The 16059-nt window shown below is 62.9% G+C and carries 14 protein-coding genes; 7 read left to right on the forward strand and 7 right to left on the reverse strand.

Features of this window, described 5'->3' with window-relative positions:
- Position 1: 1 nt before the first annotated feature.
- Genes SJY18_RS09105 through SJY18_RS09115 form a run of 3 tightly spaced genes read right to left on the reverse strand, consistent with a single transcriptional unit; the run spans position 2 to position 2658 of the window.
- Positions 2–685, reverse strand: a complete 684-nt coding sequence (locus SJY18_RS09105; RefSeq protein ID WP_396667314.1) for an HAD hydrolase-like protein — start codon at positions 683–685, stop codon at positions 2–4.
- A 25-nt stretch (positions 686–710) separates the two neighbouring features.
- Entirely contained in the window at positions 711–1406 is a 696-nt protein-coding gene (nucS, locus tag SJY18_RS09110) for an endonuclease NucS (RefSeq protein ID WP_396667315.1), read from the reverse strand.
- Positions 1407–1425: 19 nt separating this feature from the next.
- Complete coding sequence (locus SJY18_RS09115) at positions 1426–2658, reverse strand: MFS transporter (RefSeq protein WP_396667316.1); 1233 nt, start codon at positions 2656–2658, stop codon at positions 1426–1428.
- Between the two features lie 80 nt (positions 2659–2738).
- On the opposite strand from SJY18_RS09115, the gene SJY18_RS09120 reads away from it, so the two are divergent.
- From SJY18_RS09120 to mnhG, 7 genes are all read left to right on the forward strand, one after another.
- Entirely contained in the window at positions 2739–3812 is a 1074-nt protein-coding gene (locus tag SJY18_RS09120; protein ID WP_396667317.1) for a LacI family DNA-binding transcriptional regulator, read from the forward strand.
- A gap of 65 nt (positions 3813–3877) precedes the next feature.
- Positions 3878–6814: a Na+/H+ antiporter subunit A gene (locus SJY18_RS09125; RefSeq protein ID WP_396667318.1), complete on the forward strand. Its 2937-nt coding sequence runs from the start codon at positions 3878–3880 to the stop codon at positions 6812–6814.
- Positions 6811–7362: a Na(+)/H(+) antiporter subunit C gene (locus SJY18_RS09130; protein WP_337336732.1), complete on the forward strand. Its 552-nt coding sequence runs from the start codon at positions 6811–6813 to the stop codon at positions 7360–7362. Before SJY18_RS09125 ends, SJY18_RS09130 begins: the two co-directional genes overlap by 4 nt.
- Complete coding sequence (locus SJY18_RS09135) at positions 7359–8969, forward strand: Na+/H+ antiporter subunit D (RefSeq protein WP_337336733.1); 1611 nt, start codon at positions 7359–7361, stop codon at positions 8967–8969. The genes SJY18_RS09130 and SJY18_RS09135 overlap by 4 nt, the downstream gene beginning before the upstream one ends.
- Positions 8966–9535, forward strand: coding sequence for a Na+/H+ antiporter subunit E (locus SJY18_RS09140; protein ID WP_396667319.1), 570 nt, complete (start codon positions 8966–8968; stop codon positions 9533–9535). Before SJY18_RS09135 ends, SJY18_RS09140 begins: the two co-directional genes overlap by 4 nt.
- A gap of 5 nt (positions 9536–9540) precedes the next feature.
- On the forward strand, positions 9541–9795 hold the full coding sequence (locus SJY18_RS09145; RefSeq protein WP_396668903.1) for a monovalent cation/H+ antiporter complex subunit F: 255 nt from the start codon (positions 9541–9543) through the stop codon (positions 9793–9795).
- The gene (gene mnhG / locus SJY18_RS09150; protein ID WP_337336736.1) at positions 9792–10154 is read left to right on the forward strand and encodes a monovalent cation/H(+) antiporter subunit G; all 363 of its coding nucleotides are present in this window, start codon (positions 9792–9794) and stop codon (positions 10152–10154) included. Before SJY18_RS09145 ends, mnhG begins: the two co-directional genes overlap by 4 nt.
- Before the next feature lie 30 nt (positions 10155–10184).
- On the opposite strand, the gene SJY18_RS09155 is transcribed toward mnhG, so the two are convergent.
- The 4 genes from SJY18_RS09155 to SJY18_RS09170 form a co-directional block, all read right to left on the reverse strand.
- The gene (locus tag SJY18_RS09155; protein ID WP_396667320.1) at positions 10185–12794 is read right to left on the reverse strand and encodes a penicillin acylase family protein; all 2610 of its coding nucleotides are present in this window, start codon (positions 12792–12794) and stop codon (positions 10185–10187) included.
- 150 nt (positions 12795–12944) lie between these two features.
- Positions 12945–14756 (reverse strand): YhgE/Pip family protein, encoded by a 1812-nt coding sequence (locus SJY18_RS09160; protein ID WP_396667321.1) that lies wholly within the window; start codon positions 14754–14756, stop codon positions 12945–12947.
- On the reverse strand, positions 14753–15424 hold the full coding sequence (locus SJY18_RS09165; RefSeq protein WP_396667322.1) for a hypothetical protein: 672 nt from the start codon (positions 15422–15424) through the stop codon (positions 14753–14755). The genes SJY18_RS09160 and SJY18_RS09165 overlap by 4 nt, the downstream gene beginning before the upstream one ends.
- On the reverse strand, positions 15421–16044 hold the full coding sequence (locus SJY18_RS09170; protein WP_396667323.1) for a TetR/AcrR family transcriptional regulator: 624 nt from the start codon (positions 16042–16044) through the stop codon (positions 15421–15423). Before SJY18_RS09170 ends, SJY18_RS09165 begins: the two co-directional genes overlap by 4 nt.
- Positions 16045–16059: the final 15 nt, after the last annotated feature.

Raw genomic sequence — 16059 nt, forward strand, 5'->3', positions numbered from 1 at the left:
CTTAGTTGTCGGTGTCGTTGATCAGCAGAAGATCGCGCAGTTCGTCGACGGAATTGACCGCTGCCATCGCGCCGTCAGCCTCGTGAGGCCAGCTGAATCCCCATCGCACGAAGATAACGGGCACGCCGTGCTGCGCACCACCCTCGACATCATGATGGCGGTCGCCGATGAGTACCGGTTGGTCGGTGTCGACGCCTGCAACGCGCAGCCGGCGCAGCGCCTCCGCGACGATGTCTGCCTTCGCGCTCAGCGTCTTCTCGTCGGGGCTGGCCCCCGCCATCGTCGTGAGCGAGGGTGCAAGCCCGAAGTGCTCCATGAGGGCCACCACTTGAATCTCAGGCTTCGAGCTCGCGGTGGCCTGCGCGATTCCGGCGGCGGCAATCTCATGGATGAGTTCCTCGATGCCGGGAAAGAGCTTGGCACCCGTGGTGTATCCGTCGGCCTTGCCGTGCACTCGGTAGTACGCCACCGCCTCAGTGGCCTCTTCTGGCGTCATGCCGGCGCTCACCTGGAATGACTCGAACATTGGCGGCCCTATCCAATGCACGAGTTCGGCACGAGTCGGCGCTCGCCTTCCGAAATGTTCGAGTGTGACGGTAAGACGTCGAAGGATGCCTTCAGAGGCATCCACGATCGTTCCGTCAACGTCCCAGAGAATGCAGGTCCAGCGAGAGCGAGTTGTCACGCGTCAACGCTATCGTTCGAAAGAGTCAGAACAGGCGCGGTGCCCCAGACTCGGTTCCTTTCATGCCGTCATAGTCGAGCGTGACGCAGCGGATGCCACGGTCTGTCGCGAGCACTTTCGCCTGGGGTTTGATCTCTTGGGCGGCAAAAACTCCCGTCACCGGTGCCAGATGCGGATCTCTTCCCAGCAGTTCGAGATAGCGGGTGAGTTGCTCGACGCCGTCAATGTCGCCCCGCCGTTTCACTTCGACGGCGATCGTTCCGCCTTCGGGATTGCGAAGCAACAGGTCGACCGGACCAATCGCCGTCGGAAACTCCCGCCGCACCAAGGTGAGTCCGTCACCGATCACCTCGACTTGCTCAGCAAGCAGACGCTGCAGGTCAGCCTCGACCCCGTGTTTCTGCAGCCCGGGATCGACGCCGAGCTCGTGGTTGGAGTCGTGGAGCACTTCATAGATGCGCACCAGCAACGAGTCGCCGGTCTTGGCGTGGGTCACGCGCCAGTGTTCGATGACTCCAACAGAAGCAGACTCTTCATCGGGCTCCTCGACCTCGAGGCGGCAGGGCGGGCTCATCCAGTTCAATGGCTTGTAGCTCAGTGAGTCGCTGTGCACCAGCAGGCTTCCGTCGCTCTTGTGAACGAGCAAGCGCGTGGCCAATGGCAGATGGGCCGTCAGCCGTCCGGTGTAGTCGACAGAACAACGAGCAATAACGAGGCGCACCCGACGAGCCTAGTCGGGGTCAGTGCTGATGGCCCGCGCCAACCTTCGAGCCCGCAATCGGCTTCGCTGCAGACGAGGCCAGACCTGAGGCGATTGCGAGCGCCACGAGGATGTACAGCGTGTTCAACAGACCGACTTGCTCGCTGATAAAGCCGAGAATCGGCGGGCCGCACAAGAAGGCGACGTAGCCGATCGTCGCGGCAGCGCTGACGCGCGCGGCAGCCTTGGCGGGATCATCCGCCGCCGCAGACATGCCCAGCGGAAATCCGAGCGACGTGCCAGCGCCCCATAGCGCGGCTCCGACGAACACGAGTGGCACAGTGGGCGCGAGAATGAACAGCAGCAGACCCGTCGCTGCCAGACCGCTCAGCACTCGCAAGGTAGTGACGCGGCCGAATCGGTCCACCAGTGGCCCACCGAACACGCGAACTACCGTCATGCTGACCGAGAACACTGCCAGCCCCAGCGCACCCAGCGCCGGGGTGGCACCGTGTCCATCGACCATTCCGAGAGCAAGCCAGTCGTTGGCGCCACCCTCGGCGAATGCCATCCCCAGAATGATGATGCCGAGGGCGTAGGTGCGTGGTTCGCGCCACGCTGCCATAGCGGTGTGCACGCGCGCACGCCAGTGCGGCTTGTCGTCTGCGGCAGCAGTATCACCAGTGATCTCACGCACCGGCACATTGGCGTAGGAGACGACCGCGATGATGATGATGATCGCGGTCATGAAGAGGCTGTGCAGCAAAACGTTGATCTGCCACGCGGCGGCCAGCGCCCCGATGCCCGCTCCGATCACGGTGCCGAAGCTGAAGAACCCGTGAAACAGCGGAAGAATCGTCTTGCCGGTGTGCTTTTCTATCGCCGCGCCTTCGACATTCATCATCACGTCGACCGCTCCGTTGCCCAGACCGAATAGCGCCAGGCCCGCGATCACGGCGACATATGACCCGAGCAGATCGGTGCCGATGCCGATGACGGCGACGCCGGCGGCGAAGGTGAGAATCGCGACCAGCATGCCCCTGCGCGCTCCGAACCTTGCCAGAACGGGTGTTGCGAGTGACAGACCAACGATGGAGGCGACACCAGCGCCCAAGAGCATCAAGCCGATCTGGGTGTTGTCGACATCGAGCGTTGTTTTGATCGCCGGAACGCGAGAAGCCCAAGTGGCGATGCTGAGCCCGCTTGCCAGAAAGATCGCAAAAATGGCGGTGCGCCAGCGCACGAGCTCTGAGCGGGTGAGGGCGAGTTCCATAGCCGCAACATTAGCGACTCGAATACCCACTCTCGAATCGATTCGACCCCGGCAGCTGGCCCGTCTATGATCGAACCGATATGAGCACGCGTCGGGCGACCATTTCTGACGTCGCGCGCGAGGCCGGTGTCTCGCCGTCGACGGCATCCGTGGTGTTCAGCGGCAAAGCGCCAGTGTCTGAAACCACCCGCGTGAGGGTGACCGAGGCAGCTGCGGCTCTGGGATACACCGGTCCTGACCCGCGGGCCGCCTCTTTGCGCAGCGGCCGCTCTGGGATTGTCGGCGTGGTGTTCGAAGAGCATCTTGGGACAGCGTTTCTCGATCCTGTGCAGACGCTCATGATGGACGGACTGGCTGACGGCGTCGCTGAGCTCGGGGCCGGGTTGCTTTTGCTGCGCGATGCGCCCCTTGCAGACGCGCCTCGCGCAGCGACTCTCACCACCGCGCCGGTGGATGCCGCCGTATTGATCGGCTGCAGCGGCAATCTTCGCGAATCTCTGGCCGCGGTGAAGGCACGGGGCATTCCCGTCGTCGTCATCGAGGGCGATGCCGGTGCTGACGTTCCTCGGATCGGGCTCGACAACCGAGAAGCGCAACGGCAAGCAGCGAGCCACCTCAGGTCACTCGGTCACGAACGGGTAGCCATTGCCGCGCTGCCGGTGCGTTCGGGCTGGAGAGGAGCGTGGCTTGATGATGAGATCGACATTCGCATCGATGTCACCCGTGACCGACTGGCTGGTGCCCGCGACGTCTTCTCTGACGCACCGGTGTTCGCCGCCGCCGGAAGCTTCATCGATGAAGGGCTGATCGCCGGTCGTGCCATCTTCTCGAGCGCAATCCCCCAGGTCACGGCCGTCATCGCACAGAGCGATCTGCTTGCGGCCGGGGTTATTCGCGCGGCACAGGAATCTGGGTTGCGCGTGCCCGAAGACGTCAGTGTGACAGGCTTCGACGGCATCGTAGTAGACGGCCTTGCGCCATTCGAGCTGACCACCTTGGTGCAGCCAGCCACGGAAAAGGGGCGGGCCGCCGGGCGAGCAGTCACCGCCATGCTCAAGGGCGCCTCCGCAGCGAGCGTGAACTTCACGTGTGAATTCCGCGAGGGGAATACCACGGCAGCAGCACCGGACGAGCGCGGCGCACGGGTAGACTGACTCCGACACCCTGATCGCCAGCACCGCGGGCTTACCGCGGTCGACGACCACGAGGAGGAAGCTCGATGCTCCTCCTGCTTGGCGCGTTTGCCATCACGCCGATGCTGTTGCCGTGGCTGGCGGCCCGCATTGGTTCACGGGCCTTCCTCGTCGCGGCGGTCCTGCCTCTCATCGCGTTCGCCCAGGCGCTCATGATGACCCCAACGGTCGTCGCTGGCGGCGCGCCGTTCGAGACCTACGCGTGGATACCCAGCCTTGATATCGCGCTGTCCGTGCGCATGGACACACTTTCGTGGCTGATGACCCTCGTCGTCACCGGCGTCGGCGCACTCGTGATGATCTACTGCCGCTGGTACTTCGATGACAACGCCGAGGGTCTCGGACAGTTCTCTGCGGTGCTGCTCGCCTTTGCCGGCGCGATGTACGGCCTGGTGCTGACTGACGACCTCGTTGTGCTGGTGATGTTCTGGGAAATCACCAGCGTGTTGTCTTACCTGCTGATCGGCTACTACCACCGCAGGGCGGCCAGCAGACGAGCAGCCCTTCAGGCGTTGCTCGTCACCACTCTCGGCGGGCTCGTCATGCTCATCGGCGTGGTGTTGATGGTGGTCGAGGCCGGCACCTCGAGCATCTCGCTGATCCTTGCCGAGGCGCCGAGTGGAACGGTTGTCAACGTCGCCCTCGTGCTCCTGCTGGTAGGAGCACTGAGCAAGTCGGCGATCTTCCCGTTCCACTTCTGGCTTCCCGGTGCCATGGCTGCGCCGACACCTGTCAGCGCCTACTTGCATGCCGCGGCCATGGTCAAAGCCGGCATCTACCTCATCGCCCTGCTTGCGCCCGTGTTCGCCTTCACTCCGACATGGCGACCCATCGTGATCACCCTGGGAGTGTTCACAATGCTGCTGGGCGGCTTTCAAGCGCTGCGCGAAAGTGACCTCAAACGCATCCTCGCCTTCGGCACGGTGAGCCAGCTCGGCATGCTGGCAGTCGCGCTCGGCTACGGCACGCGCGACGCCGCTCTCGCTGGCATTGCGCTGCTGCTAGGCCACGCGCTGTTCAAATCGGCGCTCTTCCTCATCGTCGGTGTGATCGATCGTCAGGTCGGAACCCGCGACATCGGTGAACTGTCGGGCATCGGGCGGCAAGCCCCGCTGCTCGCAACGGCGGCGTTCGTTTCTATCGCTTCAATGGCAGGTGTCATTCCCACGATCGGATTCGTGGCCAAAGAAGCAACGCTTACTGCCCTGCTTGACGAAGCCGTGCAGGGCGAGGTCTGGGGAATCATTGCCCTCGTGGGCGTCGCCGCCGGCGCAGTGCTGACCGCCGGATACGGCATCAGGTTTCTGTGGGGCGCATTCTGGACCAAGCCGGGTGTCAACGGCGATCCGGCCCCAGCCACAACGTGGCCCAAGACCTCAATTGGTTTCCTGAGCGCGCCGCTGATCCTCTCGACGCTCACCATTCTGGGCGGTCTGTTCGCCGCAGCTCTCGACGCACCGCTGGCAGGCTACGCCGACCAGTCGCCGCTGTCTTCGCCCGGAATCGCGGCCCCCGACGAGATTGCGCACCTGGCCCTGTGGCATGGGTTCGAGGCCGCGCTGTGGATCTCGCTCGGCACCCTCGTTCTGGGAGCGGTGGCATTCTGGATCACGGCGAAGCGCGATCTCACCTCACGCGTGCTGCCGTTCACCGCAAGCGACGTGTACAACATCACGCTGCGCGGCATCGCGCGGCTGTCTGTCATCACCACCAGCCTCACGCAACGCGGTTCACTGCCCGTGTATGTCGGCACGATTTTCGTCGTGCTCGTCGCCGCAGAAGGAACGGCGCTACTCGCTGGCTCTGACTGGCAGTCAGAGCTTGACCTGTATCAGACCCCGATGCAGCTGCTGGTGGCGCCGGTCATGATCGTTGCTGGAATCATCGCGGTGCGAGCACGCAAGCGATACACGGGTGTCGTGCTGGTCTCGGTGACCGGACTCGGAATGGTGCTGCTGTTCGCAAGCAGCGGCGCCCCCGACCTTGCGCTCACCCAGATTCTGGTCGAGACCGTCACGCTGGTGGCGTTCGCCCTGGTTCTCAGGCGCATTCCCTCGCGTCTCGGCGATCACAACCAGTCTGTTGCGCCGGTGTTCCGGGCGTTGCTCGCTGCCGCAGTCGGCATCACGATGGCGGTCGTAGCCATCGTCGCCACTGCAGCGCGAAATACGCCACCGGTCTCTGAGCAGTTTCCCGAGCTCGCGTACACACTCGGGCATGGCAAGAACGTGGTGAATGTGGCGCTGGTCGACATCCGCGGCTGGGACACCATGGGCGAACTCTCGGTGCTCATTCTCGCGGCAACCGGCGTGGCATCCCTCGTTTTCGTGACGCACCGCTCCGACACCCTCTCGCAGGTGCAGTCGATTCCCGACCGGTTCGGGCGCAGCCGCACACCTCTCGTTGAGACGCCTGACGGAATGAAACCTCGCACCGCCGGCGGCAGCACCCGCACCGCGTGGCTGGTGGGCGGGCAGAAGATTCGACCTGAGAATCGCTCGATTCTGCTCGAAGTCATTGTCCGAGTGCTGTTTCACACGATCATCTTGGTGTCGTTGTATCTGCTGTTCGCCGGTCACAACCTTCCCGGTGGCGGCTTCGCGGGCGGCTTGGTCGCTGGCATGGCCCTCGTGATGCGATACGTGGCGGGCGGCCGCTACGAACTCGGTGCGGCAGCACCCACTGATGCGGGTCGCCTCCTCGGCGTCGGAATGAGCATCGCCGTCGCGTGTGCGATCGTGCCGCTGTTCTTCGGCGCGGCCCCGTTGACGAGCGCGGTGTTCGAGGCAGAGATTCCCGTGCTCGGACACATCGAGTTCGTCACCTCGACGATCTTTGACATCGGCGTCTATCTCGTCGTGATTGGCCTTGTGCTCGACGTCTTGCGCAGCCTGGGCGCCGAGGTCGATCGCCAGTCGATGGATGCTGCTGGCACAACGACGCGCGAGGTGAACATCCAATGAGCGTGTCACTCGTACTGATCATCATCATGGCCGTGCTCTTTGCCTGCGGCGTTTACGCGATGCTCGAGCGCAGTCTCACCCGCGTGCTGATCGGCTTCCTGCTGCTCGGAAACGCTGCGAACCTTCTGCTGCTCATCGTGATGGGTCAGCCCGGTGAAGCGGCATTCTACGGATCTGTTGAAGTCGATGAGATGTCGGATCCGCTCCCTCAGGCGCTGACACTGACAGCTATCGTGATCACGTTTGCCATTTCGGCTTTTCTGCTTGCCCTGATCTACCGGTCGTGGCAGCTGGGACAGGCAGATACGGTTACCGACGATGAAGCAGACATCGCCGTGCGCCGTGGCACGAGCGACGTCGATGAAGCGATCGACGTCGAGACTGAGATCGAGGGTGACGACCAGGGTGCCCGGTCCGACTTCGTCGGCCTCGACACTTCGCCCATTCGTGTGCTCGGGGCGAAAGACTACTCGCGTCTGAACGACGATGCCGGTGTTGACCGGCCGCAAAGCGCAGACGATGACCTGCCAGCGGGTGGTGAGAAATGAACCAGTTCTTCTTGGTGATCTCACCCCAGCTCGTGCCGCTGCTCGTGACACTTCCGTTGCTGGGAGCCGCGTTGGCGCTGATTGCGGGGCGGTACCGCCGCGCGCAGATCGTCGTTTCTGTCACCACTCTGACCTTGGTCACTGCCATCGCCGCCGTCTTGCTGGCGACCGTGGACTCGAGCAACAACGCCATCGCGGTGTCGGTGGGTGGGTGGCCGATTCCATTCGGGATCGTGCTCTACGTCGACCGGCTTGCGGCGCTGCTGGTCATGGTTTCGAGCATCGTGCTGCTCGCGGTGCTGTTGTTCTCGGTGGGCCAGGGAGCGGCAGACAACGATGACGACACCCCGGTGTCGATCTTTCACCCGTCATATCTGATTCTCGCCGCGGGCATCTTCACGGCCTTCATTGCGGGCGATCTGTTCAACCTCTACGTCGGCTTCGAGATCCTCCTCGTTGCCTCGTACGTCTTGATCACTCTCGGCTCTACGGAGTCACGCATCCGAACCGGCGTCGTGTATATCGTCGTGTCGCTGGTGTCATCGATTCTCTTCTTGGCCGCCATCGCCATGATCTACGGCGCGCTGGGAACCGTGAACATGGTGCAGATATCTGAGCGCATGGGCGGGCTGCCGCAGCAGACGCAGTATGTGCTGCACATCATGCTGCTGCTCGCGTTCGCGATCAAGGCGGCCGTGTTCCCGCTGTCGTTCTGGCTGCCAGACTCGTACCCCACCGCGCCAGCACCGGTCACCGCCGTCTTCGCGGGGTTGCTCACCAAGGTGGGCGTCTACGCCATCATCCGCACCGAAACCGAGATGTTTCTCGACAATGACATCAACGACGTGTTGCTGTGGGTGGCGCTGGCAACCATGGTCGTCGGGGTGTTGGGCGCAGTCGCGCAGGCGGAGCTGAAGCGAATTCTCTCGTTCACCCTCGTGAGTCACGTGGGATACATGATCTTCGGGCTTGCGATCGCCACACCTGCGGCAATCGGCGCCACGATCTACTACATGGTCCACCACATCGTGGTGCAGACCACGCTCTTTTTGGCGGTCGGCCTCGTGGAACGTCGCGCGGGCGGTACGTCGATTCTGCGGGTGAAGGGGCTGATGAAGGCGGCGCCGGTAATCGCGGTGCTGTACTTCATTCCGGCCATCAACCTGGGTGGATTGCCGCCGTTCTCTGGGTTCATTGGCAAGTACGCGCTGTTTGACGCCGCGGCTGAAGAGGGCACCTGGTTGATGATGGTGCTCATCGTCGGGGGCATCGCCACCAGCCTGCTCACGCTCTACGCCTTGATGCGCGCGTGGAACCTCGCATTCTGGCGCGAAGACGATGACTCCGCCGAAACTGAGGCACGCATCTCGTATCTGGGAGCATCGCCCTCCGGTGTCGACACCGAGCGCCGCGCGATCCCGAAGATCATGACCGCTGCGACAGCGGGAATGGTGGCGGTGACGGTCGCCTTGACGATCTTCGCTGGCCCGCTCTACGCGATCTGCACTCGTATCGGCGATGCGCTGCTGCAGCCAGTGACGCTTGTGCAGCTTGAAGTAGAGAATGAGATCAGCACCGGAGACCAAGAGAAGGAGCCAGAGGAATGAGCCCGCAACCGCTCGCCGCGCAACTCTGGCGCCAGCTGCCCTTCTTCGTCTGGCTGGTCGCGGTGTGGATGCTGCTGTGGGGCCAGTTCACGTGGCTGGCGTTCCTCACCGGCGTGATCATGGCGCTGCTCGTGACCCGGGTGTTCCGGCTGCCCCCGGTGGAACTGTCTGGGCGCCTCAATTTCTGGTACGGCTTCATCTTCGTTGGCGAGTTTCTCGCCTCGCTTGTCGCAGGTTCGCTCACTGTTGCGTGGCAGGCGCTTGATCTTCGCAGGCAGCCCGGAGCAGCAATCATCGCGGTGCAGCTGCTGACCGATGACGACCTCATCATGACCCACGTCGGAGTGACCGCGTCTCTTATTCCTGGGTCGCTTGTCTTAGAGGCCGATCGTGAACGGCGCATTCTCTACCTACACGTGATCGGTGTGCGCAGCGCTGCCGATGTCGAGAAGCACCGTAAGAGCACCCAGCGCTGGGAACGCCGCATTGTGCGCGCGGTCGGTTCACGCCATCAGGTCGAGCAAGTGCTTGCTGGAGCCGAGCGAGCAGGAGGAGGCGCCTCGTGAACGTCATGCTGATGGTGATCTATGCCGTATTCACCGTGGCGGCGTTGCTCACGCTGTGGCGCATCATCATCGGGCCGTCGATTCTTGACAGAGCGGTCGCATCCGATGTGCTTCTCACCGAGATCATGTGCGTGATGGGCGCCGAGATGGCTATCAACCATCACACCCGCTCTCTTCCGGTGATGCTGATCATCGCCGCTGTCGGGGTCTTCGGTTCCATCTCGATCGCGCGTTTTGTAGCACGGAGGGACAACGCATGACCTGGGATGCCGCACTCGATATCGCCGCGCTGGTGCTGATTCTTGCTGGTGCGCTGCTGTGCCTCACTGCCGCTATCGGTCTATTGCGGTTTCGTGATGTGCCGTCACGATTGCACGCCGCCACCAAGCCGCAGGTGCTGGGCTTGGTGCTCATCTGCTTGGCAATTGCGCTGTCGCTTCGATCGTGGCCCGTCGTGGCATTTCTCATTCCCATCGTGCTGATCCAGCTCGCGACCGCTCCGCTTTCGGCGCATATGATCGGACGCCAGGCTTATCGCAACGGCACGATCGATCGCAGTCACCTGTTCGCTGACGAGCTCGCTGACTCACAGCGCACCCCGCCTGCCGCTGGCGGCTAGGCGCCCGTAGCGCTGCTCGCGTTCACCGCGCTATTGCCCCGGCGTGAGGGTGAGGGTGTGTGTTGTCGCGTCCTCGATGGCTTGGCGCGTGAAGGGCCACGGTGACAGCTCCGCGTTCTGCCATGCCTCGGTCTGGTCGACATAGTTCGGGTGATAAGTATGGCCGCTCGCGCCGGTCAGATTGTTCCACCCCGACGCATCCAGGTCTGACAGGTCAACGACCATGCGCATCGAGGGAACGGTGACGGTCTCAAAGCCGCTGCCAACGACCCAGCCCGTGGCATTGACCACCGAGCTGCCACCGCCCACCGGGTACGGACCGCGGTTGAAGAGATATTCGATCGGCGCGATACCCGACGTGCCGAAAGAGTCATTCGTCAGGGTCAACGCGTGCAGGTCTCCCCATCGCCATGCCGTGGGATTGCTTCCCGCGAGATCGACGAGGGTGTCATAGGCGTTCTTGGCGCTCAGCTCGAGCATCTCTTGCTGGTTCGCGACGTCGAGTTCCTCGTTCGTCCACCATGGCGAAGCCGGGTCTGCGAGAAGTTCGTCAACGACTAAGAACAGGCGCGCCTGGTCTGACAATGGCGCGGGGTTCTCGCGTCCGCGCGTGAACAGGTTCTTCGCAAGTTCATCCCACAGCACATTCGCGTAGGCGGCGGCAGGCGAGTCGGCGCTGTTCTGTGCGTCCCACTGCTCCAGCAGCGCGAGCGCAGCATCCGGGCCCGTTTCATCGACCGAGATATCAAGGTAGGCAGCGATCAGCCGTTTTCCGATCCAGAACTCGTTGTCAGCCATGATCGCGCGCATGCTTTCGACAGTGAGTGGTCCCTCGGCGATCTTGCGATCAAGCAGATCGGTGATGCGGGCTGCGCGCCAGCCGTAGTCCCAATCACTGGTGAGAAAATACTCGTAGTCTTCACCCACGATCGCGTTGTTGGCGGTCGCGATGTAGCCCTCGTCAGGGTTGTACGACACCGGCAGATCTTCGAACGGAATGTAGCCCTGCCAGTCGAAGGCCGAGTCCCATCCGGGCTGCGGCATCGAACCGTCGGCCGCACCGCGAATCGGAAGTCGACCGGGAGTCTGGTAACCGATGTTTCCGTCGACATCGGCATAGATCAGGTTTTGTGCGGGCACGTCGAATTGCTCGGCGGCACCTCGGAAGTCCTCGAAGTTCTGAGCAAGATTGAGCGAGAAGATCGCAGCTGCAGTCGTGCCCGGCTCGAGCGCCGTCCAGCGCAGACTGACCGCGTAGTCGCCTGCCGGCGCATCGGTGGGTTCGGTGATCGTGCCATCTGTGCCGACGTAAGGGGCCGCTGCGATCGCAGTGAAGTCGTCGGTAAGACCTGAGACGATCGGGCCGTTGTCGGTGGTCTGAATGTTCAGCTGCACATCCTCGCCGCCGGCAACCTTGATCGTTTCGGTGCGTGTTTCCAGTGGTACGAGCTCGCCATCTCGCCAGTATGAGCCGTCTTCGATCTTCTGAAGATAGAGATCGGTGACATCGGTGGTGAGGTTCGTGAAGCCCCACGCGACCCGATCGTTGTGCCCGATGACCACACCGGGTAGACCCGAGAAGCTGAACCCCGAGACGTTGAACGGGCAGTCCTCGCTGACCGTCGTGCACTTGAGGCCGATCTGGTACCAGACGCTGGGCAGCGCAGCCCCGAGGTGGGGATCATTCGACAGCAGCGGCAACCCAGATTCCGTGGTTGTGCCCGACACGACCCAGGAGTTCGAGCCGATGCCCTCGCCCGCGTCGCCGACGAGAGCAGAGACGGCTTCGATCACACCGTCGACCTCGGTCCACTCGATGGATGCTGCGCTGCTGATGTCGCTGCCCGTCGTGGCCGCAGCCGACACGGTGGCGACTGCGGGAGCGTCAGAGATCTGTGGAACGATCACCGGGTTTTCGTCGAACGGATACCCAGGGTAGAGCTCGTCGATCTCGTCGGATGAGAGCGTCGACGCGAGGATGGCTCGTTCAGTTTCGTCGCCGATGTTGGTGCGAAGATCCCAAGCCATCGCTTTCAGCCAGGCGACGGAGTCGGTTGCTGTCCAAGGCTCAATCTCATAGTCGTCATTCTGAAGCGCAAGCACGGCGTATTCGAACGAGGCATCAGCGCCGTCATTCTCAGCGAGATACGCGTTGACTCCTCTGGCGTAAGCCTCGTAATAGGAGCGCGTGGTCTCATCAAGCGCTGAAACTTCTTGTTCGGCGATCTCGTGCCAACCCAGCGTGCGCAAGAATCTGTCGGTGCCGAGTTGCGACTCGCCGAACAGCTCCGACAAGCGACCGCTGGTTACGTGGCGACGAAAGTCCATCTCCCAGAAGCGATCCTGCGCGTGCACATAGCCTTCGGCATAAAAGAGGTCATCTGTGGTCTGTGCGGTGATGGTGGGAACGCCGAGCACGTCGCGCTGCACGGTGACGTCACTTGCCAAGCCTTGCAGCTCGATGGTGCCCTCAAGCTGCGGGAAGGACCGCTGCACGTTGTAGACGAGCACGCTCACCGCGATCAGCGCAATCACGGTGACGGTGGCCACAACGCTGAATAGGCTGATGCCGATCGTGCGGCCCACCGAACGGCGCGGCGCGTTTTCGTCGACTATCTCGGAGTCTGTCGGCATCGACATTGAAGAGCTTTCGTTGTGGTGCATGGGCTGCGCGGCGACGTCGTGCGCGCCAGGGCGTCAAAGGGCTGGATCCATCGACAAGATTCGAATCTAGTCGCGCACTCGCCCAGAATCGAATCTGTTGTGGGAGTTCCACTGCGCCGCCGAGGATCAGCCGATCAGGCTGGGCTGAAGATCTCGCAACGTGCGGAAGTGGGTCATCCGCGTCACGCCGATCGCCGCAAGCAACACGCCCCCGACCATCCACAGGGCGAGCACCATCAGATCGACTCCGACACGCTCCATGTTCCCGCCGTACATCACTTGTCTCATCGCATCGACCACGTAACCCATCGGCAGCACATGGTGCAGGGCGGCGAGAGGGGCAGGCAGGGTCTGCCACGGAAAGGTTCCGCCAGCGGTCACGAGCTGCAGCACCATCAGCACAAGTCCGAGAAACTGCCCGACCGAACCGAGCCAGACGTTGAGCGCGAGCACGATGGCAGCGTAGGTGGCACTGGCGAACAGAAGAATGCCGAGCGTTCCCACCGGATTGGCGAATTGGAACCCCAGCGTGATCGCTAGTACTCCGAAGAGCCCGATCATCTGCAGCCCACCGAGCAGCGCCGGAGTCGCCCATCCTGCGAGCGTGATGCGAACCGGTGAGTGCAACGCCGTAATCGCGCGCTTGGAGATGGGCTTGACGATCAGAAAGAGCGCATAGATGCCGATCCAGCCGGCAAGGGCAGCAAAGAAGGGGGCGAGGCCCGCACCATAGTTCTGGGCTTGGGTGAGAGAGGTCTCTTCCGTGCTCACCGGGGAGCTAAGCGCGTCAGCTTGACCTTCGCGTGTGGCCTCGTCAGAGTCAGGAATTTCGTCCACTCCCGAGGCAAGACCATCACTCAGAGTGAGCGCGCCGTCGGCGAGCTGGGCGATTCCATCTTGCAACGCGCTGGTGCCACCGACAAGTTCGTCGGATCCCTCTGCGGCGGAGGCCAGGCCAGACGCCAGATCCGAGGCGCCCGTGGCCACCGCGTGTGCTCCCTCGTCTAGCTCATCGATTTGAGACACAACAGCTTGCACCTGCGTGTTGACCTCCTCGGCGCGCTCGCCAACGGGGTCGAGCTCGCTGAGCACCTCATCAATCTGCGCTTGGGTCAGCCCCGCGTCAGTCAGTGCCGCGGTGATGTCGTCGCGAGCCTGCGGCAGGGCGTCGATAACAGCGGTGGATGCTGCTCCTACCTGGTCAGCTACGTCGTCGATGTCGCGGGTGCCGTCGGCAACCTGTGAAGCACCCTCCGCCACAGCGGTGGCACCCGTCTCGAGTTGCGTAACGCCGTCAGCAAGAGTTTCGACCCCCGAATGCAACTGCAGCGCGCCATCATCCGCGCTCACCAGGCCATCGACCAGCTCACTGGCACCGGTGGCAGCATCCACCAAATTCACACGAATCTCGTGCATACCGTCGAGCAATGTGAGTCCGGCTTCGCTCACGATTTTCTCTGTGACCGTCTGCTGAATCTGGGCAACTGCCTGCGTGCCGATGGTCGAGGCGAGATAGTTGTTCGCATCGTTCGTGTGCAACAGGATCTCAGCCTGGTACGGGGCATCGCTGGTGAGCGATGCAACAGCCGCAGAGAAGTCTGCCGGGATTTCTACCGCGAAGTCGAACGACCCGTCGTCGAGGCCCGCGTCGGCCTCGTCGATCGAGACGAGGTGCCACTCAAACGTGCCGTCGGCGACCAGTTCGTCGGCGACTTCATGACCGAGCTCGCGCTGAGTGTCGTTGATGAGAGCGCCTTCGTCGGCAACCACGAGCGCAACAGGTACTTGAGACAGTTGTGCATATGGGTCACGATTGGCCCACAGGTACAAGCCCGCGTACACGATGGGCACGACCAGCAACGCTACGAGGGCAATCAGGGCCATCCGGGTGGAGACCAAACGGCGCAGTTCGGCGGTGATCATCTGTGGAATCTTCATCGGGTTGTTCCCCCGATCAGGCGGCGCAGCCGCATCCCACTGGGCGAGGGTGCGCGTGACGCGTGCCGGCGCAACATGGGCGTCTCGTCGATCACCGCATGAGATGCGCGACCTGCGATGACGAGCACGGCAAGGCCGCGGGCTGCGAGCTCTTGGGCCAGGTTCCACCACACCACCGGTTCGCCACCGTGTCGATCCGGTGAGACGAGCACGATGGCGTCCGTGCCATTGCGAAGGAGCGCGAGTTCGCAGAGCATGCGAAGCCGATCACGGGGTGCAACGTTGCTAATGGGCAGGGCAACCAGCGACTCGAGTTCATGCTGAGCGAGCCACGTGCGAACCGCGAAGGGGTCAGAGCGTCGACCCGCAAACATCAGTTCTTCAGCGACCACGCCGCCCACCTGCACGTTGGCTTCGGGTTCTGACACCCCGGGGGCGTCAACGAGAGCCACCAGGCGCCGCATTGCGCGGGGGTTCTGGCGGGAATCGAGTGTGACGGTGCCGGTGTCGGGCTTCATTCGACCTGTGGCGATCAGACCCAGAACCGTCGGGCGCTGTTCGGTCTCTGCGCACATCAGGGTAGCGCGACCCGATTCGTACGATCCTGAGATCTCGGGCAACGCACGTTGCTTGCGGCCTTTGCTGACGCCGTTCAAACAGACTTTCATGATTGCGTCGCCACCAGGTCGGGGTGAGCGGCGAGCAACGCTTGTGCTTCACGCCATGACAGCCCTGAGATGCTGAGCACAGCGCGCACCGCAAGGCTGAGTGCATCGGGAGAAGCAGCATCCATGCGGGTGATGACGGTTCGTGCTGTCTCTTCAATCAAACGAGCGAGCGAAACTGCGGGCACGTCGTCGCGCAGCGATCCAGCTGCCTGGCCCTCGCGGACAAGATCGACCACCCGTCGGCGTAACGGCGCCAAGGCCTCTGCTGTGGACGAGACGTGCTGCTCGTCGAGGGCGATCGAAGCGGCTACCTGAACGTGGGCAGCCTCGTTCCACAGCATGGCGGTGAGACGGCCGAGTGCAACCCGCGGATCAGTGTCGTCAATGCGCAGCGCGATGTCGTTGAAGCGTGAGGCGCCCTTGGCGATCAGTTCGCGCACAAGGGTGTCGCGGTCTTCGAAGTGTCCGTAGAGCGCGCGGCGCGACAGCCCTGCACCACGCGCGATCGTGTCGATCGAAGCGTGCGGATCGACTGAAAGTGCGGTCGTCGCAGCAGACAGAATGCTTTCGCGGTTCGCTCGGGCATCACGGCGCGGCGCTCTCACTGGGGGTGTTGTCACTTCCCCAGTGTAAAA

Origin of the sequence: Microbacterium sp. R86528, assembly GCF_044596335.1 — a bacterium.
Lineage (GTDB): Bacteria > Actinomycetota > Actinomycetes > Actinomycetales > Microbacteriaceae > Microbacterium > Microbacterium marmarense.